The organism is Nonomuraea sp. NPDC049750, from assembly GCF_040659625.1.
Classification (GTDB): Bacteria; Actinomycetota; Actinomycetes; order Streptosporangiales; family Streptosporangiaceae; genus Nonomuraea.
Map to the genome: position 1 here is coordinate 21,672 of NZ_JBFANB010000041.1, position 24,395 is coordinate 46,066.

General features: G+C 70.1%; 22 protein-coding genes. 14 read left to right on the forward strand and 8 right to left on the reverse strand.

From position 1 onward, the window contains the following. Positions 1–10 precede the first annotated feature (10 nt). The 4 genes from AB0J16_RS52995 to AB0J16_RS53010 are packed head-to-tail and all read left to right on the forward strand — an operon-like array spanning position 11 to position 3,752. Complete coding sequence (locus AB0J16_RS52995) at positions 11–742, forward strand: NUDIX hydrolase (RefSeq protein WP_358554866.1); 732 nt, start codon at positions 11–13, stop codon at positions 740–742. Next, positions 739–1,581 (forward strand): molecular chaperone DnaJ, encoded by an 843-nt coding sequence (locus AB0J16_RS53000; RefSeq protein WP_358554869.1) that lies wholly within the window; start codon positions 739–741, stop codon positions 1,579–1,581. The genes AB0J16_RS52995 and AB0J16_RS53000 overlap by 4 nt, the downstream gene beginning before the upstream one ends. 10 nt (positions 1,582–1,591) lie before the next feature. Continuing rightward, positions 1,592–2,527 (forward strand): hypothetical protein, encoded by a 936-nt coding sequence (locus AB0J16_RS53005; protein WP_358554872.1) that lies wholly within the window; start codon positions 1,592–1,594, stop codon positions 2,525–2,527. 52 nt (positions 2,528–2,579) lie between these two features. Beyond that, on the forward strand, positions 2,580–3,752 hold the full coding sequence (locus AB0J16_RS53010; protein ID WP_358554875.1) for an adenylosuccinate synthetase: 1,173 nt from the start codon (positions 2,580–2,582) through the stop codon (positions 3,750–3,752). Between the two features lie 61 nt (positions 3,753–3,813). Here AB0J16_RS53010 and AB0J16_RS53015 read toward each other — a convergent pair whose 3' ends face one another. From AB0J16_RS53015 to pdhA, 3 genes are read right to left on the reverse strand one after another with little or no spacing between them, the layout of a single operon-like run. Continuing rightward, positions 3,814–5,343 (reverse strand): dihydrolipoamide acetyltransferase family protein, encoded by a 1,530-nt coding sequence (locus tag AB0J16_RS53015; RefSeq protein WP_358554878.1) that lies wholly within the window; start codon positions 5,341–5,343, stop codon positions 3,814–3,816. A 12-nt stretch (positions 5,344–5,355) separates the two neighbouring features. Beyond that, positions 5,356–6,336, reverse strand: coding sequence for an alpha-ketoacid dehydrogenase subunit beta (locus tag AB0J16_RS53020; RefSeq protein WP_358554881.1), 981 nt, complete (start codon positions 6,334–6,336; stop codon positions 5,356–5,358). Between the two features lie 39 nt (positions 6,337–6,375). Further along, positions 6,376–7,467: a pyruvate dehydrogenase (acetyl-transferring) E1 component subunit alpha gene (gene pdhA, locus AB0J16_RS53025; RefSeq protein WP_358554884.1), complete on the reverse strand. Its 1,092-nt coding sequence runs from the start codon at positions 7,465–7,467 to the stop codon at positions 6,376–6,378. 226 nt (positions 7,468–7,693) lie between these two features. Here pdhA and purS point away from each other — a divergent pair, with 226 nt between their 5' ends. From purS to purL, 4 genes are all read left to right on the forward strand, one after another. Then, on the forward strand, positions 7,694–7,939 hold the full coding sequence (gene purS / locus AB0J16_RS53030) for a phosphoribosylformylglycinamidine synthase subunit PurS (RefSeq protein ID WP_225301645.1): 246 nt from the start codon (positions 7,694–7,696) through the stop codon (positions 7,937–7,939). Positions 7,940–8,161: 222 nt separating this feature from the next. Continuing rightward, positions 8,162–8,548, forward strand: a complete 387-nt coding sequence (locus AB0J16_RS53035; protein ID WP_358555030.1) for an ATP-binding protein — start codon at positions 8,162–8,164, stop codon at positions 8,546–8,548. 149 nt (positions 8,549–8,697) lie between these two features. Further along, positions 8,698–9,375: a phosphoribosylformylglycinamidine synthase subunit PurQ gene (gene purQ, locus AB0J16_RS53040; protein WP_358554886.1), complete on the forward strand. Its 678-nt coding sequence runs from the start codon at positions 8,698–8,700 to the stop codon at positions 9,373–9,375. Positions 9,376–9,419: 44 nt separating this feature from the next. After that, positions 9,420–11,624: a phosphoribosylformylglycinamidine synthase subunit PurL gene (purL, locus tag AB0J16_RS53045; RefSeq protein ID WP_358555033.1), complete on the forward strand. Its 2,205-nt coding sequence runs from the start codon at positions 9,420–9,422 to the stop codon at positions 11,622–11,624. Between the two features lie 103 nt (positions 11,625–11,727). On the opposite strand, the gene AB0J16_RS53050 is transcribed toward purL, so the two are convergent. Then, positions 11,728–12,522: a hypothetical protein gene (locus AB0J16_RS53050; protein WP_358554889.1), complete on the reverse strand. Its 795-nt coding sequence runs from the start codon at positions 12,520–12,522 to the stop codon at positions 11,728–11,730. A gap of 240 nt (positions 12,523–12,762) precedes the next feature. Here AB0J16_RS53050 and AB0J16_RS53055 point away from each other — a divergent pair, with 240 nt between their 5' ends. The 5 genes from AB0J16_RS53055 to AB0J16_RS53075 are packed head-to-tail and all read left to right on the forward strand — an operon-like array spanning position 12,763 to position 17,520. Next, positions 12,763–14,781: an adenylate/guanylate cyclase domain-containing protein gene (locus tag AB0J16_RS53055; protein WP_358554892.1), complete on the forward strand. Its 2,019-nt coding sequence runs from the start codon at positions 12,763–12,765 to the stop codon at positions 14,779–14,781. Positions 14,782–14,813: 32 nt separating this feature from the next. Next, positions 14,814–15,476, forward strand: a complete 663-nt coding sequence (locus tag AB0J16_RS53060) for a Crp/Fnr family transcriptional regulator (RefSeq protein ID WP_225301649.1) — start codon at positions 14,814–14,816, stop codon at positions 15,474–15,476. A gap of 44 nt (positions 15,477–15,520) precedes the next feature. After that, positions 15,521–16,948 (forward strand): MFS transporter, encoded by a 1,428-nt coding sequence (locus AB0J16_RS53065; protein WP_358554895.1) that lies wholly within the window; start codon positions 15,521–15,523, stop codon positions 16,946–16,948. Positions 16,949–16,978: 30 nt separating this feature from the next. Then, the gene (locus tag AB0J16_RS53070) at positions 16,979–17,203 is read left to right on the forward strand and encodes a hypothetical protein (RefSeq protein WP_357652174.1); all 225 of its coding nucleotides are present in this window, start codon (positions 16,979–16,981) and stop codon (positions 17,201–17,203) included. Then, positions 17,200–17,520, forward strand: coding sequence for a type II toxin-antitoxin system PemK/MazF family toxin (locus AB0J16_RS53075; RefSeq protein WP_358554898.1), 321 nt, complete (start codon positions 17,200–17,202; stop codon positions 17,518–17,520). Before AB0J16_RS53070 ends, AB0J16_RS53075 begins: the two co-directional genes overlap by 4 nt. Here the strand turns inward: AB0J16_RS53075 and AB0J16_RS53080 are convergent. Next, the gene (locus tag AB0J16_RS53080) at positions 17,513–18,262 is read right to left on the reverse strand and encodes a methylenetetrahydrofolate reductase (RefSeq protein ID WP_358554901.1); all 750 of its coding nucleotides are present in this window, start codon (positions 18,260–18,262) and stop codon (positions 17,513–17,515) included. The genes AB0J16_RS53075 and AB0J16_RS53080 overlap by 8 nt on opposite strands. A gap of 10 nt (positions 18,263–18,272) precedes the next feature. Beyond that, on the reverse strand, positions 18,273–18,929 hold the full coding sequence (locus AB0J16_RS53085; protein ID WP_358555036.1) for a TetR family transcriptional regulator: 657 nt from the start codon (positions 18,927–18,929) through the stop codon (positions 18,273–18,275). 69 nt (positions 18,930–18,998) lie between these two features. Between AB0J16_RS53085 and AB0J16_RS53090 the strand changes: the two genes are divergently transcribed. Continuing rightward, the gene (locus AB0J16_RS53090) at positions 18,999–20,429 is read left to right on the forward strand and encodes an MFS transporter (protein WP_358554904.1); all 1,431 of its coding nucleotides are present in this window, start codon (positions 18,999–19,001) and stop codon (positions 20,427–20,429) included. On the opposite strand, the gene AB0J16_RS53095 is transcribed toward AB0J16_RS53090, so the two are convergent. Both AB0J16_RS53095 and AB0J16_RS53100 read right to left on the reverse strand, forming a co-directional pair. Further along, entirely contained in the window at positions 20,426–22,303 is a 1,878-nt protein-coding gene (locus AB0J16_RS53095; protein ID WP_358554907.1) for an ABC transporter ATP-binding protein, read from the reverse strand. The two genes, AB0J16_RS53090 and AB0J16_RS53095, sit on opposite strands and share 4 nt — an antisense overlap. A 34-nt stretch (positions 22,304–22,337) precedes the next feature. Continuing rightward, a complete protein-coding gene (locus AB0J16_RS53100; protein ID WP_358554910.1) occupies positions 22,338–24,338 on the reverse strand; it encodes a PhoX family phosphatase in 2,001 nt (666 codons plus the stop codon). Positions 24,339–24,395 lie beyond the last annotated feature (57 nt).

Here is a 24,395-nt window from a genome sequence, read left to right on the forward strand (position 1 = left end):
GGACTTGGCGATGGAAGAGTTCCTGGCCGACTACGACCCGCGGCGCTACCCGCCGGTCGCGGTGACGGTCGACGTGGTGGCGCTGACCATCCGCGACCGGCGGCTGCACGTGCTGATCGTGGAGCGCGGTGTCGAGCCGTACGAGGGCGCCTGGGCGCTGCCCGGCGGCTTCATCAGGCCCGACGAGGACCTGGCGGGGGCGGCGGTGCGCGAGCTGGCCGAGGAGACCGGACTGGACACCGCGCCCGCGCACATCGAGCAGCTGGCCAGCTACGGCGGCCCCGGCCGGGACCCGCGAATGCGGGTGGTGTCGATCTCGTACCTGGCCTTCGCCCCCGACCTGCCCGATCCGCGGGCGGGCACCGACGCGGCGGCGGCCGTGTGGCATCCGGTCGACGATGTGCCTCGGCTGGCCTTCGACCATCAGCGCATCCTGGCCGACGGCGTGGAGCGGGCCCGGTCGAAGCTGGAGTACACCCCGCTGGCCACGGCGTTCGCGGGCGACACCTTCACGATCTCCGAGCTGCGGCTGATCTACGAAAGCGTCTGGGGCACCCCGCTGCACGCGGGCAACTTCCACCGGAAGGTGCTGTCGGTGCCCGGGTTCGTGGAGGGCACCGGAGAGACCACGCAGACCGGCGGGCCCAGGGGCGGGCCGCGGGCCAAGCTGTACCGCGCGGGCGACGCCCGGCTGCTGCACCCCGCCCTGCTGCGGCCCTCGCGGGAGGAGGAGATCCGGTGAACGCCCAGGAGGCCGCGTCGATCGTCACAGGGGCGCGTTCGGCCGCCGACCTCTTCACGGGCGACTCCCCCGCGCGGGTCTACCGGCGCTATGCCCGGTTACTCCACCCGGACCTGTCTCCGGGGACCGCTGAGGCGTTCGCCAGGCTGGCCGAGTTGTGGGCCGACTTCAACCGGGGCCGGCAGGTCGGGCCTTATCGGATCGGGCCGCCGCTGCATCGGGGTGGCACCGCCGTCCTCTATCCGGCGGACGGCGACGCGCTGCTCAAGCTGCCGCGCGACCCGGCCGACAACCACCTGCTGGTGCGGGAGGCCGCCGCGCTCACCCGGCTCGCCTCGGACGCGGACCCGCGTTTCCTGCCGTACGTCCCCCGCCTTGTCTCGAAATTTCGGCATAAAGCCGGGCGCGCCGTGCGGCAGGCGAACGTCCTCAGCCGGGCACCTGGCGGCTTCGTCCCCCTGACCCGGATCGGCACCGGCCTCGACCCCCGGGACGTGGCCTGGATCTGGCGGCGGCTGCTGGTGGCCACCGGCCTGGCGCATCGGGCCGGCGTCACGCACGGCGCCGTGCTCCCCCGCCACGTACTCGTCCACCCCCTCGACCACGGGCTCGTCCTCGTCGACTGGTGCCGCTCACAGCTCTCCGACGCGTCGGACGACGTGCTGGGCGTCACCCGATGCGTCGCCGGACTGCTCGGCGAGCACCCCCGCACGATGCGCGCCTTCGTCCGCGGCTGCCTGCTGCGCCCGCCGTCCGACGCGTGGGCGCTGCTCGGCGAGCTCGACGAGCTCCTCGAAGACCTTTACGGACCGCGTACCTACCGGCCCCTTCACCTCTAGGGAGAACATCATGGGCAGCGGAATCTGGTCCACCGACGTCTACAGCTCGGCCGCCCGCTACCGGGCCGCCACCGGCGCCAGCGCCTTCGCCTACAGCGACGGCGGCGCCTCCACCACCCACCCCGACCTCGACCCGTTCGGCGTCACGCGGGAGAGCCGCGACTCCGACGAGCACCCGGACTCGCTGGCCGTCGCCGTGCTCTTCGACGTGACCGGCTCGATGGGCCACGTGCCGCGTACGCTGCAGGCCAAGCTGCCCGACCTGCTCGGGCTGCTGCTGCGCAAGGGGTACGCCGCCGACCCGCAGATCATGTTCGGCGCCATCGGCGACGCGACCTGCGACCGGGCGCCGCTCCAGGTAGGGCAGTTCGAGTCCGACAACCGCATGGACGACCAGCTCGGCCAGATCCTGCTGGAGGGCGGGGGCGGCGGGCAGATGTCGGAGTCGTACGAGCTGGCCATGTACTTCATGGCCCGGCACACCTCGATCGACTGCTACGACAAGCGCGGCAAGCGGGGATATTTGTTCATCATCGGCGACGAGCTGCCCTATCCGCGGGTCAGCGGGAAGGCCGTCGCCAAGCTGATCGGCGACCCGCGCCCGCGCGACATCGACGTGGCCGCGATCGTCGCCGAACTGACCGAGAGGTACGACGTCTACTACATCCTGCCCGCCGGCTCCAGCTACGCCGGCGACGCGCGGGTGCTGCGAGTCTGGCGCGACCTGCTCGGCCAGAACGTCCTGGAGCTCGACGACCTCGACGCGGTCTGCGAGACGATCGCGCTCACGATCGGGCTCGGCGAGGACGCCATCGGTCTCGACGAGGGCCTCGACGACCTGGCCGGGCTCGGCTCCGCCGCGGGCGCCTCGGTGTCGAAGGCGCTGGCCAAGCTGGACCGCGGCACGCTCGTGGTGTCGGAGCCGCTCGACGGGCTCGACTCATGATCGAACGACTCGGCGCGCTCGACGGGCTCGACGCGCTCGATGGGCGCGACGCGTGAGCGAGCACGTCATCGTCGTCGACCTCGGGTACGGCGACGCGGGCAAGGGCACCGTCGTGGACTGGCTGTGCGCCACGCGGCCGGTCCACGCGGTGGTCCGCTTCAACGGCGGCGCCCAGGCGGCGCACAACGTGGTGCTGCCGGACGGGCGGCACCACACGTTCGCGCAGTTCGGCTCGGGGACTCTGCGGGGGGTGCCGACGCATCTGTCGAGGTTCGTGGTGGTCGATCCGCTGGCGCTCTCCGCCGAGGCCGCCCATCTGGAGCGGCTCGGCGTGCCGGATCCGTTCGGGCTGATCACGGTCCATCGGGACTGCCTGCTGGCCACGCCGTACCACGTCGAGGCGGGCCGGCGGCGCGAGCTGGCGCGCGGGGCGGAGCGGCACGGGTCGTGCGGGATGGGCGTCGGCGAGGCGATGGCGTACTCGCTGTCGCACGGCTCGCTCGCCCCGCGCGCGGGCGACTCCCCCGCGACGCTGACCCGCAAGCTGGGCCTGCTGCGGGAAGCGCTGGGGGTGGAGGGGCCGCCGGTGGCGGACTGCGTGGCGGCCTATCAGGCGTTCGCGTCGCGGGTGCGGCTGGTCGACTCCACCGATGAGCTGCTCAGGCGGGGGCCGGTGGTGTTCGAGGGGGCTCAGGGGGTGCTGCTGGACGAGAACCACGGGTTCGACCCGTACACGACCTGGAGCACCACGACCTTCGCGAACGCGCTGGACCTGCTCGGCGGGGCCGGGGCGCTCCGGCTGGGCGTGCTGCGGACCTACACTCCCCGGCACGGGCCGGGGCCGCTGGTCACGGAGGACCCCACGCTGGAGCTCCCGGAGCCGCACAACGGCACCGGGCTGTGGCAGGGGCCGTTCAGGGTGGGGCACTTCGACGCCGTGGCGCATCGGTACGCGGTGGAGGTGGCGGGCGGGGTCGACGGCCTGGCGCTGACGCATCTGGACGCGCCGGTTTCGCGGCTGTGCCACGCGTACGAGGGGGCTGACTTCCGGCTCGGCGACCCCGCGACGCGGACCGCACGGCTGCTGCGGGCCAAACCGGTGTACGGCGACGCCGTCACCGACTGGCCCGCGGCCGTGGCGGACGCTCTGGGCGCACCCGTCTGGGTCGGGTCACACGGCCCGACCTCGGCCGACAAGCGCGTCCTCACGCCCGCCCTCGGCTAGCTCGGGCAGGTCCCGCGCCCGCGCCCGCCCGGCCATCAGACGAGCGCGCACGCGTCCTCGGTCAGCTCCAGGCGAGCATGCGGAGTGGGTCCTCCAGCATGGCGCCGACGTCGCGCAGGAACAGCGACCCCAGCTCACCGTCCACGATCCGGTGGTCGAAGGAGAGCGCCAGCGTCGTCACCTTGCGCACCGCGAGCTCGCCGTCCACCACCCACGGCATGTCCCGTATCTGACCGAAGGCGAGGATGGCGGCCTCACCCGAGTTGAGGATCGGGGTGCCGGTGTCGACGCCGAACACGCCCACGTTCGTGATCGTGATCGTGCCGCCCGCCATCTCGGCCGGTTGGGTGCGGCCCGCCCTGGCGGTCTCCGTGAGCCGGCCCAGCTCGGCGGCCAGCTCGGGGAGGGACAGCCCATGGGCGGACTTGATGTTGGGGACGACGAGGCCGCGCGGGGTGGCGGCGGCGATGCCCAGGTTGACGTAGTGCTTGACCACGATCTCCTGAGCGGCCTCGTCCCATGACGAATTGATCATCGGATGGCGCCGGGCGGCCGTGAGCACGGCCTTGGCGACCAGGAGCAGCGGCGAGACCTTGACCTCGGCGAAGTCCGGGATCGTACGCAGGCGCCGGACCGCCTCCATGGTCTCGGTGACGTCGAGCTGGAGGAACTCGGTGACGTGCGGGGCGGTGAAGGCGCTGGCCACCATGGCTTGGGCGGTCAGCTTGCGGACGCCCTTGACCGGGATGCGCTCCTCCTCGCCCTGCTGGGTGATCGCCCGCTCTTGGGCGGTCACCCGCGGGGCGGGCTGCTCCGCGGCGGCGTGGACGTCGTCCCTGGTGATCGAGCCGTTCGGGCCCGAGCCGACCAGGGTGGTCAGGTCGACGCCCAGGTCCTTGGCCAGCTTGCGTACCGGTGGCTTGGCCAGGACCGCGACCCGCCGCAGCGCCGCCGGGCCGGATGGCGCGGTGACCTCGACGCGGGACGGGTTCGCGACCGGGGTGGCCGGGATCACGGGTGGCTCGGGAGCGGCCGGGACCACGGGTGACTGGGCGGGCCCGTCAGGGCGGGATTTGCGGGGGCGGCGTTTGGTGGTGCCGGTCTTGACGCCGTAGCCGACCAGGACCGCCTGGCGTTCCTCCTTGGGGGCGGGACTGCCGTGGGCGCCGGGTTCGACGGCGCCCTCCGCCGGGGGACGCGGGACCAGGTCGTCCGCCAGCGCCTCGATCCGGTCGGCGTCCGCCTTGACCTCACCGACGTCAGGCGCCCCGGCCCGGTCGGCGTCCGCCTTGACCTCGCCGGCGTCAGCCGCCTCGGTTCGGCGGCCCCCGTTGCCGGAGGTGTCGTCCGGTTCGTCCGTGTCGACGGCGATGATGGGCCGGCCGACGTCGACCGTCTGGCCCTCGTCGGCCATCAGCCCGGAGACCACGCCGTCCCAGGGAATCGGCAGTTCGACGATGGACTTGGCCGTCTCGATCTCCACCACGATCTGGTTGACCTTGACCGTGTCACCGGGCTTGGCGTGCCAGCGGACGATCTCCGCCTCGGTCAGACCCTCGCCCACGTCGGGGAGCTTGAATTCACGTCGCATGAGTCCCCCTCCTCAGTAGCCGAAGGCGCGGTCGACGGCGTCGAGCACCCGGTCGAGGTCGGGCAGGTAGTGCTCCTCCAGCTTCGAGGGCGGGTAGGGCGTGGAGAAGCCGCCGACGCGCAGCACCGGTGACTCCAGCTGGTAGAAGCACTGCTCGGTGATCCTGGCCGCCAGCTCGGCGCCGAAACCGCTGTTGACCGGCGCCTCGTGCACCACCACGGCCCGGCCGGTACGGCGTACCGACTCCATCACCAGCGGCGCGTCGAGCGGGTTGAGCGAGCGCAGGTCGATGACCTCGACCGAGCGCCCGTCGGCCTCGGCCGCCGTGGCGGCCTCCAGGCAGGTCTTCACCATCGGGCCGTAGGCGATCAGCGTGATGTCCGTGCCCTGGCGCACCTGCAGGCCGCGGTCGAGAGGCAGCCACCAGTCGGTGCCAACGGTGTCGACCTCGGCCTTCTCCCAGTAGCGGCGCTTGGGCTCGAAGAAGATGACCGGGTCTTCGCAGCGGATGGCCTGCTGGATCATCGTGTACGCGTCGGCCGGGTTGGAGCAGGCGACCACGCGCAGTCCGGCGGTATGCGTGAAATATGCCTCCGGCGACTCGCTGTGGTGCTCGACCGCGCCGATGCCGCCGCCGCAGGGGATGCGTACGACGACAGGCAGCTTGATCGCGCCGAGCGAGCGCATCGGCATCTTGGCCAGCTGGGTGATGATCTGGTCGGCCGCGGGGAAGACGAAGCCGTCGAACTGGATCTCGCACACCGGCCGGTAGCCGCGCAGCGCCAGGCCGATCGCGGTGCCGATGATGCCGGACTCGGCCAGCGGGGTGTCGATGACCCGGTCCTCGCCGAAGTCCTTCTGCAGACCGTCGGTGACCCGGAACACGCCGCCGAGCTTGCCGACGTCCTCGCCCATGATGAGGACCTTGGGGTCGTCCTCCATGGCCTTGCGCATGCCCTCGTTGAGCGCCTTGGACAGGCTGAGCACGGTCATGACGCCTCCTTGACGGTCATGCGGCGCTCAAGGGTTCGCTCACTCACTGAAGCCCTCCAGGTAAGCGGCGTATTGGGCGCGCTCCTCGTCGATCAACGCGTGCGGCTCGGCGTAGACGTGCTCGAACATCGCGAGCGGCTCCGGGTCGGGCATCGCCAGGCAGCGTCTGCGCAGGTCGGCGCCGAGCTGGTCGGCCTCGCCCTCGACCGAGTCGAAGAACGCCTGGTCGGCGAACTCGTTCTTGAACAGGTACGCCTTGACGCGCTCGATCGGGTCCTTGAGCTTCCACGCCTCCAGCTCGCTGGCCACGCGGTAGCGCGTCGGGTCGTCCGTGGTGGTGTGGGCGCCCATCCGGTACGTGAACGCCTCGATGAGCACCGGGCCCTGCCCTTCGCGGGCGTTCTTGAGCGCCTGCCGGGTCACGGCGAGGCAGGCGAACACGTCGTTGCCGTCGACCCTGATGCCGGGGAAACCGAACCCGGAGGCCCTGCGGTAGAGGGGGATGCGGCTCTGCTTCTCAAGGGGCTCGGAGATGGCCCACTGGTTGTTCTGGCAGAAGAACACGATCGGCGCGTTGAACACGCTGGCCCAGACGAACGACTCGTTCACGTCGCCCTGGGAGCTGGCGCCGTCACCGAAGTAGGCGATGACGGCCGCGTTCGCGTCGTCGCGCTGGACGCCCATCGCGTAGCCGACGGCGTGCAGGGTCTGGCTGCCGATCACGATCGTGTAGAGGTGGAAGTTGTGCTCCTTGGGGTCCCACCCGCCATGGTTCACCCCGCGGAACAGGCCGAGCAGCTTCACCGGGTCGACGTCGCGGCACCAGGCCACGCCGTGCTCCCGATAGGTGGGGAAGGCCATGTCGGCGTCGGTCAGCGCGCGGCCCGAGCCGATCTGCGCGGCCTCCTGGCCGAGCAGCGAGGCCCAGATGCCGAGCTCGCCCTGCCGCTGGAGAGCGACCGCCTCCAGGTCGACGCGCCGGACGAGCACGAGGTCGCGGTAGAGGGACCGGACCTCTTCGGGTTTGAGGTCGATGTCGTAGTCGGGGTGCTCGACCCGCTCACCCTCGGGGGTGAGGAGCTGGACGAGCTCCGGGGGTGCTTGGGCACCACGAGAGGCGTCGAGTGTCACGTGCCACTCCTGTGCGGTCAGGGCCGGAGTCGATGGGGTTGCCACCTTAGGCCAGCCTTTCGAGCGTCGGACCATGTGGTGGTGGTTCGTACGCGTTTGGGGACATGGTGGCAGACGTCACAGCCCTCAGCGCAAGCCCCATGCCCTCCCCGTTCCCGTTGTGTTGCCTGCCACACGCGCCGGTAGGCTGGCTTTCCCAACTCCCGCCGCACCCAGGAGGAACGCAGTGGCGCGCGTCATCGTAGACGTCATGCTGAAGCCCGAGATTCTCGACCCGCAGGGCCAGGCCATCGCCCGCGCGCTGCCCAGGCTGGGCTTCTCCGGCGTCGCGGCCGTACGGCAGGGCAAGCGCTTCGAGGTCGAACTGGACGGTCCGGCCGACGAGGCGGCACTTGCGGACGTCCGAAAGATGGCCGAGACGCTGCTGGCCAACACCGTCATCGAGGACTACGTCGTGCGGGTGGAAGAGTAGAACAGCACATTTGACGCATCGAAATACCCGCGAGCGGCTAAAGTCGGGTTCCGGCATGCCACAATGCCACGGGCTTGCCAACAGTAAATAACAACAACGTGATTTTGCGGTTAGCCCCGATTTCACGGGGAAACCTACTCCAGGTGACATTCCGGAGCCCGGAGGAGTCCGGTGGATATTGAGTTCTCGTTGGCGCTGCCTCGGGATGCGATCGGCATACCGATGGTCAGGCGAGTGCTAGGGGATGCGATGCGTTCGCTCAACGTGAGCGAGGCGTGCATCTCCGACATGCTGCTCGCGGTCTCCGAGGCGTGCTCTAACGCGGTACGCCACGGCGGCCCGGCCAACCGCTATGAGGTCACGGCCTCGATCGGCTACGGCCGCTGCGACGTACGCGTCGTCGACAACGGGGTCGGCCTGCCCTCGATGCCCCTGCACTTTCCGCCCGCCGACACCGAGAACGGCCGTGGCCTGCTGATCATGCGCTCGGTCGTGGACGAGATCTCCTTCGGCATCACCCCCGGCCGCGGCACCACGGTCCACCTCCGCAAGACCCTCGCCTGGGAGGAGACGGCGAACCGCCGCTCCCGCGAGCTGGCCGCGGTCTAGCCGTTCGCTCCATCTGACCCCTTCGCGGGCCGTCGCGGCGGCCCGCCCCTTGGCATGCCCGGCCGTACACGATGACGCTGTTGGGAGGCATCGTCGAGCACCAGATAACCTTGGCGGTGCACACCACGAACGCTGGAGGAACGCAAGACATGAGCGCCCGCGTGGGGGTAGTCACCTTTCCAGGAACTCTCGACGATCAGGACGCCGCCAGAGCGATCAGACTGTCCGGCGCGGAAGCGGTTCCGCTGTGGCACGCCGACCACGACCTCAAGGGTGTGGACGCCGTCTTCCTGCCCGGCGGCTTCTCCTACGGCGACTATCTGCGGTGCGGCGCCATCTCGCGGTTCGCGCCGCTGATGCGGGAGCTCGTCCCGGCCGCCCGTGAGGGGCTGCCGGTGCTCGGCACCTGCAACGGGTTCCAGATCCTGTGCGAGGCGCACCTGCTGCCGGGCGCGCTGACGCGCAACGCCTCGCTGCACTACGTCTGCCGCGACCAGCGGCTCCGGGTCGAGGCGACCGGCACGCCCTGGACGAACTCGTTCGAGGCCGGCCAGGAGGTCGTGCTGCCGATCAAGCACGGCGAGGGCCGCTACGTCGCCGATCCCGAGACGATCGCCGAGCTAGAGGCCGACGGCCGCGTGGTCGTGCGCTACCTCGGCAACCCCAACGGCTCCGCCAACGACATCGCCGGCATCCGCAACGAGGCCGGCAACGTGGTCGGGCTCATGCCGCACCCCGAGCACGCCGTCGAAAACCTCGTCGGCGCGCCGAGCACGGACGGGCTCGGCTTCTTCACCTCCATCCTCAAGAAGCTGGTGAACGCGTGAGCACCGACAGCGTCAAGCGGGCCGTCGAGACGCCCGCCGAGCCGATGCCGTTCGCCGAGCTGGGGATGAAGCAGGAGGAGTACGACCGGGTCAAGGAGATCCTCGGCCGTCGTCCCACGGGCTCCGAGCTGGCCATCTACAGCGTCATGTGGTCCGAGCACTGCTCGTACAAGTCGTCCAAGGTGCACCTGCGGCAGTTCGCCACGAAGGCCCCCAAGTCCGACGCGCTGCTCGTCGGCATGGGAGAGAACGCCGGCGTCGTCGACATCGGCGACGGCTGGGCCGCCACCTTCAAGATCGAGTCGCACAACCACCCGTCCTACGTCGAGCCGCACCAGGGCGCCGCCACCGGCGTGGGCGGGATCGTCCGCGACATCATGTCGATGGGCGCCCGCCCGATCGCGGTCATGGACGCGCTGCGCTTCGGCGGCGCCGACCAGAACGACACCCGGCGCGTGCTGCCCGGCGTGGTCGAGGGCATCAGCAGCTACGGCAACTGCCTGGGCCTGCCCAACATCGGCGGCGAGGTCGTCTTCGACCCCTGCTACATCGGCAACCCGCTGGTCAACGCGCTCTGCGTGGGCCTGCTGCGCAAGGACCAGATCAAGCTGGCCACCGCGCCGGGGCCGGGCAACAAGGTGGTGCTGTTCGGCGCCTCGACCGGGCCCGACGGCATCGGCGGCGCGTCGGTGCTGGCGTCGGCGACCTTCGAGGACGAGTCGCACGCCAAGCGGCCCGCCGTACAGGTCGGCGACCCGTTCATGGAGAAGCTGCTCATCGAGTGCTGCCTGGAGCTCTACGCGGCCGACGTGGTCGTGGGCATCCAGGACCTCGGCGCGGCCGGCGTCTCGTGCGCGACCACCGAGCTGGCCGCCAAGGGCACCGGCGGCATGCACGTTGACCTCAATCTGGTCCCGCTCCGCGATCCCTCGCTCAGGCCCGAGGAGATCCTGATGAGCGAGTCGCAGGAGCGGATGATGGCCGTGGTCCGGCCGTCGGACATCGCGGCGTTCATGGCGATCTGCGAGAAGTGGGACGTCCCGGCCACCGTGATCGGTGAGGTCACCGACACCGGCCGGCTGGTGATGACCTGGGACGGCGAGACGATCGTCGACATCCCGCCCGGCACCGCGGCCGACGACGGCCCGGTCTACGAGCGGCCCTTCCACGAGCCCGCCGGGCAGGTCGCGCTCAACGCCAACACCCCCGACCGCCTCGACCGGCCCGCCGACCTGCGCGTCACCCTGCTGGAGCTGCTCGGCTCGCCGAACCTGGCGTCCAAGGAGTGGGTGACCTCTCAGTACGACCGTTACGTCCGCTCCAACACCGTGCTCGCCCAGCCCGCCGACGCCGGGATGCTGCGTATCTCCGAGGTCATGGCCGGCGCCGAGCCGACGACCCGGGGCATCGCCCTGGCCACCGACGGCAACGGCCGCTACGCGCGGCTCGACCCCTACGCGGGCGCCCAGCTCGCGCTGGCCGAGGCCTACCGCAACGTCGCCGTCACCGGGGCTCGCCCGCTGGCCGTCACCAACTGCCTCAACTTCGGCTCGCCGGAGGACCCCGAGGTCATGTGGCAGTTCGCCGAGGCCGTACGCGGGCTCGCCGACGCCTGCCGGACCCTCGGCGTGCCGGTGACCGGCGGCAACGTCTCCTTCTACAACCAGACCGGCTCGACCCCGATCCACCCGACACCGGTGGTGGGCGTGCTCGGTGTGATCGACGACGTGGCCAAGCGGGTCGCCACCGGGTTCGTCGCCGAGGGCCTGCGCATCGCGCTGCTCGGTGAGACGAAGGAGGAGTTCGGCGGGTCGGAGTGGGCGCACGTCGCCCACGGCCACCTCGGTGGCCTGCCGCCGGCGGCCGACCTGGCGGCCGAGCAGGCCATGGCCACCGTGCTGGTGGAGGCCGCCGCCCAGGGGCTCCTTGAGGGCTCCCACGACCTGTCCGACGGCGGCCTGGCCATCGCGCTGGCCGAGTCCTGCCTGGCGCGGGGCATCGGGGCGACGGTGGCGCTGAGCGGCGAGGCGTTCACCGACCTGTTCAGTGAGTCGTCGGCCCGCGCGCTGGTGGTGGTCCGGCCGGAGGCGTTCGACCGGTTCGCCGCGCTCTGCGCCGACCACGAGGTGCCCTGCTACGGCCTCGGCACCACCGGCGGCACGTCGCTGGTGGTGGAGGGGGTGCTGGAGGTGCCGGTCGCGGAGCTGCGCGAGACGCACTCCGGCACGCTGCCCGCGCTGTTCGGCTGAGGTTTTAGCGCGAAGGCCGGTACGGGGTGCTGTCCGTACCGGCCTTCGCTTGTCAGAGAGTCTTGTGAGTCAGGACTTCTTGAGGGTCAGGACTTCTTGAGGGTCAGGACTTCTTGAGGCAGACCACGTAGACGGTGCCGCTCACACCGTGGTTGCCGCTGGACTGCACGCCCATGTCCTTGTTGGTGTCGTTCTTTGCCGCGGTGACCGACCAGCCCGACCCGCCGCTGGGGGCGCTGCTGGTGACGTTGCCGTTGCCGCTGATGGTGAAGCCGCCGCCGGTCGCGACGTCGCCGCTGTTGCAGGAGACGGAGCCGCTGCCCGAGCTGAAGTTGTTCGAACGGGTGTAGGTCGTGTAGGTGATGCCCTTGCCGTCTACACCGTCCTTGCCATCCCGGCCGTCCTTACCGTCCTTGCCCGGCAGGCCGTCCTTGCCGTCCTTACCGGGAAGACCGTTCTTGCCGTCGGCGCCATCCTTGCCTGGGAGCCCGTTCTTGCCGTCGGTGCCGTCGGCGCCGGGCTTGCCCGGAAGGCCGTCCTTGCCGTCGGTGCCGTCCTTACCGGGCAGGCCGTCCTTACCGTTCTTGCCGGGGAAGCCCTGACGTCCCTGGAGGCCGGTGTCACCCTTCGGGCCCTGCGGGCCGGTGTCGCCCTTGGTGCCCTCCGTGATCGTGGTCGTCGACTGGCCACCGCCGCCGATCACTATCCGGGTCTCCGTCTTCCGGCACGGGGTGGTGGCGTTGACGATGCGGGCGTACCGGGTCTTCTTGTGCACGCACGCGTACACCTCTGTAGCCGACGACGCGGTGGCGACTCCGCCAACGGCGAGGAGCGAGGCGGCGAGCGCTCCAACAGTGGCGAGGGTGAGCGTGCGCGCACCGCGAATCTTGATAGCCACGGCTTTCCTTCCGAGGAACGTGTGTTGCTCAGGTTGAGCATGAGGTTCACGTTTCAACCGTTCCAACGGATGACAGGAACCGTATAACGGGTTCATTACGGGACAAATCAGACAGAAGGCGATAACGCTACTTGACGAGTCATGAAAGTCGGCTGTGGGTAAAAGGACGCATCGGCCGGGCCTGTCTACGATGGATAATCGGGACCGTTCGGGGGCGCACGCACTCCACGGAGGATGACCTTGTCGACCGCCAGTCCCTACCTCCCTCCTGCCACGCAGCCGGTGCGAGGGGTCGTCTGGGCCATCCACCTGGTCCTGCCACTGCTCGGTCTCTGGCTGCTGCTGGCCCAGAGCCACCTCAACATCATGTGGGAGCACCACTCCAGCCACTTCTGGATGATCATCTCCGTGGCCGGCCTCAACGTGGCGCTCGGCGCGCTGATCAGCGAAGCGTCGCGGAAACGGCAGGACGCCCGGCTCTTCCTGGTCTCGATGGTCTTCCTGGCCAGCGCCGGCTTCTTCTTCCTGCACGGCCTGGCCACTCCGCAGATCATCCTGCCCACCGGATCGATGGGGTTCGACCTCGGGCAGCAGGTCGGGCTGACGATCGCCTCGGGGTTCGCGTTCGCCTCGGCGTTCCCGCTGGGCGAGCGGGCGGCACTGACCGTCATGAGATCCCAGCACCTCATACGGGGCGTGCTCCTCGGATTCATGATCCTCTGGGGGCTGGCCTCGCTGATCCCCGGACTGACGCCGCTCAGCGAGCCACCGCTCAGGGAGCCGGTCAACTGGCTCGTATGGCTGTCGCTGCCGGGCCTGGGCCTGTACGGCGCGGCCAGCGTGATGATGTTCCAGCTGCACCGGCAGCGGCCGTCGGCCATGCTGGTCAGCCTGATCACCGCCTACGCGCTGCTCGCCGAGGCCATGATCGCCGGGATGTCGCAGCTCAACTGGCACCTGTCCTGGTGGGAGTGGCACATCCTGCTGACGCTGGCCTTCGTCTTCGTCGCCTACAGCGCCTACATCCAGTTCAGGCGCGAGGGGTCGAGCGGCGGCCTGTTCGACTCGGTCGCGCTGTCGGCGACCGTGGCCCGCATCCAGCTGCACTACGACGAGGCCCTGGAAGAGCTGGTCGAGCACGTACGGCGCGGCGAGTCGCTGGCGGCCACCCGGTTATCGGACAAGTTCCGGCTCAACGAGGGGCAGGCCGCGGTTCTCGACCGGGCCGGCGAGGCACTGGCCCGCGAGCGTGAGCTCTCTGAGCGCCTGAGCGCCCTGGTGGCGGTCAGCGCCCAGACCCGCGTACGCCAGTCCGAGAGCGACCTCCTGGCCACCGCGCTCGAACGCGTCCGTCAGGCGTACGGCGACGTGCGGATCGGCCTCGTCGCCGACGGCAAGACGCAGATCGGCTCCCGCGAGTACGAGTTCGCCGGAGACACCCCCATCAGACGCGACAACCTGTTCGCCTTCCCGCTGACCGTCAAGGGCAACCTGGCGGGCGTGCTCGAAGTGCCGGTCGGCCGCACGGCGCAGGACGAGGCGCTGGCCGCCACCCTGGCCGGGCAGATCTCGATCTCGCTGGAGAACGCCCGCCTCTATCAGGAGCTCAACACGCTCTTCCGGCAGTACATGTCGCCTGACGTGGCCAACGCCCTGCTCGCCGACCCCGGCCAGGCGGCGCTCGGCGGCCAGATGAAGGAGCTGACGGCGCTCTTCGCCGACCTCAAGGGCTTCACCACGTTCTCGGAGCGGGTCACGCCCGGCGAGATCGTCGAGATGCTCAACCGGTATCACACGGCCGCGGTGCCCTGCATCCTGACCAACGGCGGCACGATCGTGCAGTTCGTCGGCGACGCGTTGCTGGCCCTGTTCAACGCCCCGGCCACGCAGAACGGCCATGCCAGGGCGGCCTGCCGGGCCGCGCTGGCCATGCAGGAGGCCGCCTCCGAGGTGGCCGAGGAGATCGCCTGGAAGCGCGAGGACGCCGAAGCGTGGCCCACATTCCGGGTCGGCGTCAACACCGGCCCCGCCCTGGTCGGCAACATCGGCAGCCCGGAGCTGCGCGGCTTCAACGCGATGGGCGACTGCGTGAACGTGGCCGCCAGGCTGCAGTCCCTCGCCGAGCCGGGCACGGTGGTGATCGGCGAGACGACGCGCAGGCAACTGGGAGCCGGCGTCACGGTGAACCCCCTCGGAAAGCTGAGCCTCAAGGGCAAGGAAGAACTCGTGGGTGCCTACGTTCTGACCGCAATGACCTAGAAGGGCGCTGACAGTACCGACATAATCGGCGCATGAACGCAGATCCCGGCGAGTTCCTCTCCATGCTCACAGCCGACGAGGTCGAGGAAATGCGCGCCGCGGGACGACCGCGCAGGTGGGAGCGCGGGACGACCGTGATGAGCGAGGGCGACACCTCCGACTGGGTGCTCGTCCTGACCGAGGGCCGGGTGAAGGTCTCGTCGCACACGAGCAGCGGCACCGAGGTGGTGCTGGCCGTACGTGGGCCGGGCGGGCTGCTCGGGGAGATGTCGGCCATCGACGGATCGCCGCGGTCGGCCACGGTCACCGCGCTGGAGCCGATCGCGGGCATCGTGGTCCGCGACTTCCCCGCGTTCCTGCAGGCCCATGGGCGCATCGCCGTACTGCTCATGCAGCTGGTGACGGGCCGGCTGCGTGACGCGGACCGGAAGCGGATCGAGTACGGGGCGTTCGACACGACGGGCCGGGTGGCGACCCGGCTGATCGAGCTGGCCGAGCGCTACGGCGAGAAGACCAACAGCGGCGTACGCGTGGCGCTGCCGCTCTCCCAGGACGAGCTGGCCGGGTGGACCGGGGCCTCGCGCGAGGCCGTCAGCAAGGCGCTGCGGCTGCTACGGGACCGCGGGCTGATCGAGACCGGGCGGCGGCGCGTGGTGATCCACGATCTTGACGGGTTGCGCAAGCGGGCCAGATAACCCCCTGACAAATCGGACGTACGTCGTACGTCATAGTGGACCGCATGCCCCTCGCGTACGACGACCGCCTCCGTTACGCCTGGCGCGTGTGCTCGGTCACCAGTCTCGGTCTCGTCCTCATCGGCATCGCGGGCAGCACCCTGAACGTCGCGTTGCCCACCGTGGTCCGGCACTTCCACGCGAGCCCGTTCGAATCCGGCTGGATCCTGCTGGCGTTCCTGCTGGTCAACACCGCGAGCCTGGTGTTCTTCGGCCGGGTGGCGGACCTGCTGGGGCGGCGGGAGATCTATCTGGCCGGGTTCGCGCTGTTCACCGTCGCCTCGCTGCTGGCCGGGCTGTCGCCGGGCGTGTGGTTCCTGGTCGCGATGCGCGTGCTGCAGGCGGTCGGCTCGGCGATGATCCTGGCCAACGGCACGGTCATCATCACCGACGCGTTCCCGCCCGACCGGCTCAGCCAGGGCATGGGCGTCTACATCGGCACCCTCTCCGTGGCGCAGCTCGCCGGGCCGACGCTGGGCGGGCTCATCGCGGACACGGCCGGCTGGCAGTGGATCTTCTGGGTGAACGTACCGGCCGGCCTGATCGCCTTCGGCTGGGGCGCGGTGATCCTGCGCAAGATGCCCCGGGGCCCCCGCGAGCCGGTGGACGCGCTGGGCAACGCCCTGGTGTTCGCCGCGCTCTCGGCCATCCTCATCGCCCTGTCGGAGGCGGGCTCCGCCGGGCTGTCGAGCCCTGTCGTGCTCACGGGGGTGGCGGTGTTCGCGGCGCTGGTGCCGGTGATCACGCTGGTGGAGCGGCGGGCCGCGCATCCGGTGCTCGACCTGCGGCTGTTCGGGGAGCGGCTGCTGGCCTTCGCCAACCTGGCCTCGTTCTGCAACGCGCTGGCCCGCTCGGCGCTGATCCTGGTCGTGGCGCTGTACTTCCAGGCGGCCAGGGGCGTAGACGCCTTCACGGCCGGGCTGAGCGTGCTGCCGGTGCCGGTCGGCATGGCGCTGGCCTCGCCGCTGGCGGGCTCGCTGAGGATCTCCCCGTATGCCGTGTCGATCGGCGGCGCGCTGATGAGCGCCGTGGGGCTCGGCACGCTGATGCTGACGGCGGACCCCGCCACGCCGTACTGGATCATCGGGGTCGGCCTCTTCGTGGCCGGGTGCGGGAGTGGCACGTTCCTGACCGGCAACACCACGCAGGTCATGCGGGCGCTGCCGCGCGGCAGCCTGGGGGTGGTCAACGGGTTCCGGGTGATGATCATGAATGTGGGAATCGTGATCAGCGTGGGCCTGTCACTGAGCGTCCTGGCCGGCTCGGTGGGGCCCGCCGAACGGGCCCAGGTGTACGCGGGGACGCTGGCCAAGCTGTCGCCGGTGGCGGTGGGGCAGGTGATGCACGGGTTCGAGCGAACGTACGCGATGCTGTTCGCCGTCGCCCTGACGGGCGCCTTATTCGCGGCGCTGGCCCGGCCGCGACATCAATGACGTATTACAAAACGTGTTACACTTGACCGCATGGGAACCCTCAACGTCCGCACCGACGAGGCGATGGAGACCGCACTACGCGCACTGGCAGGTGACCGGCGGAGCCGCTCGGAGGCGGTCCGTTACGCCATCCTTCACACCTACAAGGAAATGCTGCTGGAGCAGGCCGCAGCTGATGCCGAGCGACTGCGCGACGATCCCGACGATCAGGCCGAGATGCTCGCGATCCAGCGCTTCATGGGCGTCGCCGAGTGATATTTCGTGGCGCGATCTACGAGGTCAAGGCCATTCCTGGCGCTCGGGACCGCGAACAGCAGGGGCGCCGGTATGGGGTGATCATTCAATCGGACCGCTTCGCGACCAGCGTCATCACGATCGCCCTTACGTCGTCGAGCGCTGGACCGGCGATCTACCGGCCCGAAATCGAGTTCAACGGCACGAAGTCGCGCGTCTTGGCTGATCAGATCTACTCCGTGTCGCCGTCCAGGCTGGGTGACTTCATGGGCACACTGGACGCACATGAGGCCGCGGAGGTTGACCGCGCTCTGATGCTGAAACTCGGCCTCATCTGAAAGCCGCCGCCAGCCTCGGCTCCACGTCGCGGTAGCGGCTGACCGGGATCAGGTGGACGCCGTCGAAGGCGCCCGAGTCGCGGATGGCCAGGACCTGCTCGCAGGCCGCGTCCACGCCCGCCATGCGGTCGGCCGCCACCGCGTGGATCAGCCGGTCGGGGATGGCGATGTCGGGGATCGCCGCCGCCAGCGTGCGGGCGTGGCGCTCGCTGGCCAGCACCATCACCCCCGCGTAGACCGGCACATCGACCTGGTTGGCCTCGCGCCAGCGCAGCAGGGCCTCCAGAGAGAAGCCGACCTGGAGGAACAGGAAGTCGGCCGTGCGCTTCCAGGCGGGCAGGGGACGCAGCCCGGCCGCCGCGCCGACGCGGAATCCGCCGTCGAAGTTCCTGGCCTCTTCGATCATCGAGCGGACGGTCAGGTCGCTGGTCCGGTTTCCGCTCGCCGGCTTGTCACCGTAGACGAACAGGAACTGGTCGACCCCATAGGCCGCGGCCGTCAGCAGGTCGCGCTGGAAGCCGAGCAAGTTGCGGTCGCGGGAGTTGAGGCAGGCGATGCTCCGCCCGCCCATCGCCTCGACCTCGTGCGCGACGGCCACGCTGGACACGGTCGCCCGGCCGATGTGGTTGTCGGGGATGAGGAACGAGTGGGCGATCTTGCTCATCGTGCCGATCTGGTGCCGGACGTGCTTCAGGTCCGGCGTGGTGGGCGGCTCGATCTCGCAGACCAGCTCGAAAGTCATGCCGAGCACCCTAACGTCTGGCCGCCAAAGCCTCCACGCCGCTGATGACCAGGTCCACGCCGAACGAGTCATAGAAGCCGGCCGTCATCCCCTCGACCATCGGGCCCGCCATCTCCACCAGGTTCGGGTATTGGTCCGCCGGCAGGGACTCCAGGCCGAGGCGCTTCACCCGGACGATCTCGGCGATCTCCTCCGTGGTGTGGCGGGAGCGGAAGTGGACCGGGGCGTCGGCGATGGAGATGGCGCTCTGCAGCAGGTATTTGGAGATCAGGCAGCACTCCTCCACGGTGAATCCCGCCGTCCGCGCCAACCCGAGGGCCAGGTCCCAGACCTTCAGGAAGCTGGGCACCGCGCCCTGGTCCACCTGCTCCAGCACGCTCTTCGCGCACGGGTGGGCGCGCAGGACCCTGACCAGGCCCTCGACCAGCTCCCGTAGCCGGTCGGGCCACGGGCGGTCGTCGTCGTCGGTCTTGATCCCGAAGCCCAGGATCAGGTGGTCCGCCATGCCGATGAGCAGCTGGTCCTTGTTCTTGAAGTGCCAGTAGAGGGCCATCGGCGTCACGCCCAGGTCGGCCGCCAGTCGCCTGATCGTCACGATGTCGAGCCCTTCGGCGTCACCGATCTCCAGGGCCCGCTCGACGATGGCCGCCGCGGTCAGTTTTCCCATCACGGTTGACAACTATACGACGTACAAGTTCACTATACGACGTACAAGTACGGCGTATAGGAGACGAACATGGACCGGCGCTGGTGGGCGCTCACCGCGGTGACGCTCGGGACCTTCATGACCTACCTCGACAACAACCTGGCGAATGTCGCGCTGCCGACGATCCAGCGGGAGCTCGGGCTGACGATCTCCGGTCTGGAGTGGATCGTGAGCGGCTACATCCTGGTGTTCGCCGGGCTCATGCTGGTCGGCGGCAGGCTGGCCGACGTGTTCGGCGCCCGGCGGGTGTTCACGACCGGATTGGTGATCTTCACACTGTCGTCCCTCGCCGCCGGGCTGGCCACCGACGGCACCATGCTGATCGCCGCCCGCGCCGTGCAGGGCTTCGGCGCGGCCATGCTCACGCCGACGGCGCTCTCGCTGCTGACGCAGATCTTCCCCGACCCGGGCGAGCGCGGGCGGGCCGTGGGCATCTGGAGCGCCTCCGGCGCATTGTCGATGGCGCTCGGCCCGGCGGCCGGCGGCTTCATCAGCGAGCGGCTGCACTGGGGCTGGATCTACCTGATCAACGTGCCGATCGGGGCGGTCACGCTCGGTCTCGCGCTCTGGGCCGTCCGTCCCGCCTTCACCCGCGCACCGCGCGGCCTCGACCTGCCGGGCCTGGCCACCTCGGCGCTCGCGCTGTTCGCCCTCACCTACGGGTTGATCGAGGGCGACGGCGCCGGATGGACCTCGCCGGAGATCCTGGCCGCCTTCGGCCTCGCGCTCGCTTCGGCGCTGGCGTTCCTGCTCGTCGAGGCGCGGTCCGCCGAGCCCATGATCGACCTGTCACTGTTCAGGGCGAGGATGTTCAGCGGCGGGCTGATCACCATGGGCATCTGGTCGTTCGGCGTGTTCGGCATCTACTTCTTCAGCGCCCTCTGGCTGCAGAACGTGCTCGCCTTCTCCCCCTCCGAGGCCGGCGCCGCGTTCGTGCCGATGGCCCTGGTCATGGCGGTCACGGCGATCCTGTCGCAGCGGGTCAGCGCACGGCTGGGCATCGGCCCGACCGTCGCGCTCGGCATGGCGCTGATGGGCGGCGCCCTGTTCATGATCTCCGGGATCGGCGCCGACGGCGGGTACGGCGACGTGGCGCCCTGGTTCCTGCTGTACGGCCTGGGCGGCGGCCTCCTGGTTCCCCTGACCGCCGCGATCCTCTCCGGCATGCCCCAGGGCCGGTCGGGCGTCGCCTCTGGGGTGCTGAACGTGTCGCGCGAGGTGTTCGGGCTGCTCGGCATCACCGTCCTGGGCGCGGTCCTGAGCTCCAGGCAGAGCGCCAGTGACCGGCCGCCGCTGGCCGCCTTCCTCGACGCCTACCAGTTCACGCTGGTGCTGGCGGCCGTGCTCGTGCTGACGGCGATCCCGGTCAGCCTGTACGCCCTGCGCGCCCGCCGTACGAGTGACAGCGACCAGGTGAACCAGCCCCGGCCCGAGCGGCACGAGCAGACGACCGCCGCCTAAGCGACCCCGACGGTGGCGGGCTCGTCGAACTGGGTGCGGTACAGCTCCTCATAGCGCCCCCCGGCGGCGAGCAGCTCGGCGTGCGTACCCCGCTCGACCACCCGCCCGTCCTCGATCACCAGGATGACGTCGGCGGCGCGGATCGTGGACAGGCGGTGCGCGATCACCACGGCGGTCCTGCCCTGCAGCGCCTCACCCAGCGCCTCCTGCACGGCCGCCTCCGAGGTGGAGTCGAGCGCCGCGGTGGCCTCGTCCAGGATCACCACCCTGGGCCTGGCCAGCAGCAGCCGGGCGATCGTCAGCCGCTGGCGCTCGCCGCCCGACAGCCGGTAGCCGCGCTCCCCGACCACGGTGTCGAGACCATCGGGCAGGGACTCGATGAGCGTGGCCAGCCGGGCCCGGCCGAGCACCTCCCAGAGCTCCGTCTCATCGGCCTCGGGCCGGGCGAGCAGCAGGTTGGCCCTGATCGTCTCGTGGAACAGGTGCCCGTCCTGGGTGACCATGCCGAGCGTGTCGCGGATCGAGTCGGCGGTCAGGTCGCGGACGTCCACACCGCCGATCCTCACAGTCCCCGAGTCGGCGTCGTACAGCCTCGGCAGGAGCTGGGCGATGGTCGACTTGCCCGCGCCCGAGGAGCCGACGAGGGCGACCATCTGGCCCGGTTCGGCCGTGAAGGAGACGCCGTGCAGCACCTCGACCCCGCCGCGCGAGTCCAGGACGGCGACCTCCTCCAGTGAGGCGAGCGAGACCTTGTCGGCCGCGGGGTAGGCGAAATGCACGTCGTCGAACTCCACGGAGACCGGCCCGTCGGGGACGCTGACCGCGCCCGGCCGTTCCTTGATCAGCGGTTCGAGATCGAGCACCTCGAAGACCCGCTCGAAGCTGACCAGCGCGCTCATCACGTCCACCCTGGCGCTGGCCAGGGCGGTCAGCGGCGTGTACAGGCGGGTGAGCAGCAGGGCCAGTGCCACGACCGAGCCGGGGTCGAGCTGGTCGCGCAGGGCGTAGAAGCCGCCGAGGCCGTACACGAGGGCCAGGGCCAGCGCGGAGACCAGGGTGAGCGCGGTGACGAAGACCGACTGGGTCATGGCCGTGCGCACGCCGATGTCACGTACCCGCCTGGCCCGGGCGGCGAACTCCGCCGACTCGCGGGCGGGCCGGCCGAACAGCTTCACCAGCGTCGCGCCGGGCGCGGAGAAGCGCTCGGTCATCTGCGTGCCCATGGCCGCGTTGTGGTCGGCCGCCTCACGCCGCAGCCGGGCGATCCTGGTGCCCATCCGGCGCGCGGGCAGGACGAACACCGGCAGCAGCAACAGCGCGAGCAGCGTGATCTGCCAGGAGATCCCGATCATCACGATGAGGGTCAGCACGAGCGTCACGATGTTGCCCGCCACGCTGGACAGGGTGTCGGTGAAGGCGCGCTGCGCGCCGATCACGTCGTTGTTCAACCGGCTGACCAGAGCGCCCGTGCGGGTCCTGGTGAAGAAGGCGATCGGCATCCGCTGGACGTGGTCGAAGACCGCCGTACGCAGGTCGAGGATCAGTCCTTCGCCGAGTCCCGCCGACAGCCATCTGGTCACCAGGCCGAGCCCGGCCTCCGCCAGGGCGAGGACCGCGATCAACCCCGCCAGACCGGCCACGATGCCGAACGTCTCACCCTTGACGATCGCGTCGACGACCCGGCCCGCGAGGACGGGCGAGACCACCGCCAGGGCGGCCATCACCACGCTCAGCACCAGGAAGTACGTCACCCGCCGCCGGTGCGGCCGGGCGAAGGCGCCGACGCGACGGAGCGTCGCCCTGGACAGTGGGCGACGCTCCGTCTGGTTGTTCATCGAATACAGCTGATGCCAGGCGGTCATTTCCATGCTCATGCATGGCAGCCTAGGACCTCAACTTAACTTCAGGTCAAGAACCGATCTTCTGGCCCTTCTCGTGCCAGACGACCGCGACCGACGGACGCGGCTGGTCACCGTCGGGCCAGTGGCTGGCCGGCTTGTCGGGGGTGGCGCCGTCCAGCTCGCCCGGATGCTGCACCGCGACGAACACGCTGCGCTGGTCCTCGGTGACCATCGGGCCGCAGGTCTCCGCGCCGAGCGGGACCGTGAGGAACTGCCGCAGGTGCCCGCGCTCCTTGCCGCGCACGGGCATCACGAACATACCGTCGTTGCTGCCGAGCTGGTTGCCGTCGGTGGCGATCCAGAGGTTGCCGTCCCGGTCGAAGGCCACGTTGTCCGGGCAGGAGATCGGCGAGACCTTCGTCTTGTCGTAGCCGGCGAAGTAGGTCGCGGCGTCGTTCGGGTCGCCGCAGACCAGCGGGATCGACCAGGCGAACGTCTTCTCCCCCGCGTCGTCGCGCCGTTCGACGATCTTCAGCACGTGGCCGTGCTTGTTGGACGGGCGCGGGTTGGCCTCGTCGACCTGCGCGGCGGTGCGGTTGGTGTTGTTGGTCAGCGCCACGTACACGCCACCGGTGACGGGGTTGCGCTCCATGTCCTCGGGGCGGTCCATCTTGGTCGCCCCCACCTTGTCTGCGGCGACGCGGGTGTAGACCAGCACCTCGGTGGCGGTCATGCCGTCCACGTACGACTTGCTGCCCGAGACCAGCGGGATCCACTGGCCGGAGCCGTCGAAGGCGCCGTCGGAGGGCAGCTTGCCCGACCCGTCGATCTCGGCGGCGGGGCTGTCGCCGGTGAACTTGGCGACATAGAGCGTGCCCTCGTCGAGCAGGTCCCTGTTGTGCCGGTCGTTACCGGGGATGAAGCGATTCTTCGACACGAACTTGTAGATGTACTCGAAGCGGGAGTCGTCGCCCATGTACACGACCACACGCCCGTCGCGGGCCAGTGTCGTGTTGGCGGCCTCGTGCTTCAGGCGGCCCAGCGCGGTCCGCTTGACGGGCGTCGAGTCGGGGTCGAAGGGGTCGATCTCCACGACCCAGCCGAACCTGTTGGCCTCGTTCGGGTGCTTGGCCAGGTCGAAGCGCTCCTCGACGCGGTCGAAGCGGCGACTGCTCGACGGGGTGCCGGTGGTGATCGTGTAGCGGGAGATGTACGGGAGCTGCGCCGCCGGGACCTTGTCGCCGTTGACGAAGTACTGGTCGATGTTCTCCTCGGCCGTCAGCACGGTGCCCCACGGCGTGGAACCGCCGGAGCAGTTGTTCAGCATGCCGACGGGGGTGCGGCCCTTCGGGTCGGCGGCGGTCTTGAGCAGGTCGCTGCCCGCGGCCGGGCCGCTGAAGCGCATCGGCGTCTGGGCGGTGACGCGCCGGTTGTACCGCCTGCGGCCGGAGGTGACCAGCTTCCACTGGCCGGTGCCGCGGACGCGCTCGATCTCGACGACGGAACCGCCATGGGCGGCCAGCGCGATCTTGATCTGGTCCTCGGTGGCGGCGGCACCGGTGGTGTAGCCGCGGAACATCAGGTTCTCGTTGGTGTACTCGTGGTTCACCCAGAGCAGCCCGCGGTTGGCGCCCATCGGGAAGAGCGTGACGAAGTCGCAGTTGTACCCGAACTGCTTGGCCTGCGCCTCGGGGCTCTGCTTGTCGAAGTCGAACGCGGGCGCGTCGGCCGTCACGGGGTCGCCCCAGCGCGCGACGACGCCCGAGGTGTAGCCCTCGGCGACGGTCAGCGCATCCTCCTTGTTCGGCGGCACGGGGGTGAAGCGGATGCCGCCCGAGGAGCGGCCCGCGAGCTCGGCCTCCGGCGGCTCCGTCGGGTCGGCCAGAGCCGGTACGGCCCCAGCGACGCCGACCCCGACGACCCCGGCGGCCAGAGCGCCCAGGGCGCCGGCGCGGAGCATGCCCCGGCGGGACATCGCCTCGGCGACCACGTCGCCGAAGTAGGTGTTGTCGCTGGTGTTGGCCACGTCGTGCGCACAAGCGTTGCCGCAGCGGAACCGGCAGGTCATCGCCGATCGTCCAGATGTATGCGCGGGAAGCAGCGGTAGCAACCGGTTCGCCACAGT

Excerpts from the sequence above, each read along its gene's own strand:
- AB0J16_RS53090 (WP_358554904.1), top strand. The coding sequence starts at position 18,999 with ATGGACCGGCGCTGGTGGGCGCTCACCGCGGTGACGCTCGGGACCTTC.
- AB0J16_RS53100 (WP_358554910.1), bottom strand. The coding sequence starts at position 24,338 with ATGACCTGCCGGTTCCGCTGCGGCAACGCTTGTGCGCACGACGTGGCC.
- AB0J16_RS53080 (WP_358554901.1), bottom strand. The coding sequence starts at position 18,262 with ATGACTTTCGAGCTGGTCTGCGAGATCGAGCCGCCCACCACGCCGGAC.
- AB0J16_RS53060 (WP_225301649.1), top strand. The coding sequence starts at position 14,814 with ATGAACGCAGATCCCGGCGAGTTCCTCTCCATGCTCACAGCCGACGAG.
- AB0J16_RS53085 (WP_358555036.1), bottom strand. The coding sequence starts at position 18,929 with ATGGGAAAACTGACCGCGGCGGCCATCGTCGAGCGGGCCCTGGAGATC.
- AB0J16_RS53015 (WP_358554878.1), bottom strand. The coding sequence starts at position 5,343 with ATGCGACGTGAATTCAAGCTCCCCGACGTGGGCGAGGGTCTGACCGAG.
- AB0J16_RS53005 (WP_358554872.1), top strand. The coding sequence starts at position 1,592 with ATGGGCAGCGGAATCTGGTCCACCGACGTCTACAGCTCGGCCGCCCGC.
- AB0J16_RS53020 (WP_358554881.1), bottom strand. The coding sequence starts at position 6,336 with ATGACCGTGCTCAGCCTGTCCAAGGCGCTCAACGAGGGCATGCGCAAG.
- AB0J16_RS53065 (WP_358554895.1), top strand. The coding sequence starts at position 15,521 with ATGCCCCTCGCGTACGACGACCGCCTCCGTTACGCCTGGCGCGTGTGC.
- AB0J16_RS52995 (WP_358554866.1), top strand. The coding sequence starts at position 11 with ATGGAAGAGTTCCTGGCCGACTACGACCCGCGGCGCTACCCGCCGGTC.
- purQ (WP_358554886.1), top strand. The coding sequence starts at position 8,698 with ATGAGCGCCCGCGTGGGGGTAGTCACCTTTCCAGGAACTCTCGACGAT.
- AB0J16_RS53095 (WP_358554907.1), bottom strand. The coding sequence starts at position 22,303 with ATGAGCATGGAAATGACCGCCTGGCATCAGCTGTATTCGATGAACAAC.
- AB0J16_RS53035 (WP_358555030.1), top strand. The coding sequence starts at position 8,162 with ATGGTCAGGCGAGTGCTAGGGGATGCGATGCGTTCGCTCAACGTGAGC.
- AB0J16_RS53070 (WP_357652174.1), top strand. The coding sequence starts at position 16,979 with ATGGGAACCCTCAACGTCCGCACCGACGAGGCGATGGAGACCGCACTA.
- purL (WP_358555033.1), top strand. The coding sequence starts at position 9,420 with ATGCCGTTCGCCGAGCTGGGGATGAAGCAGGAGGAGTACGACCGGGTC.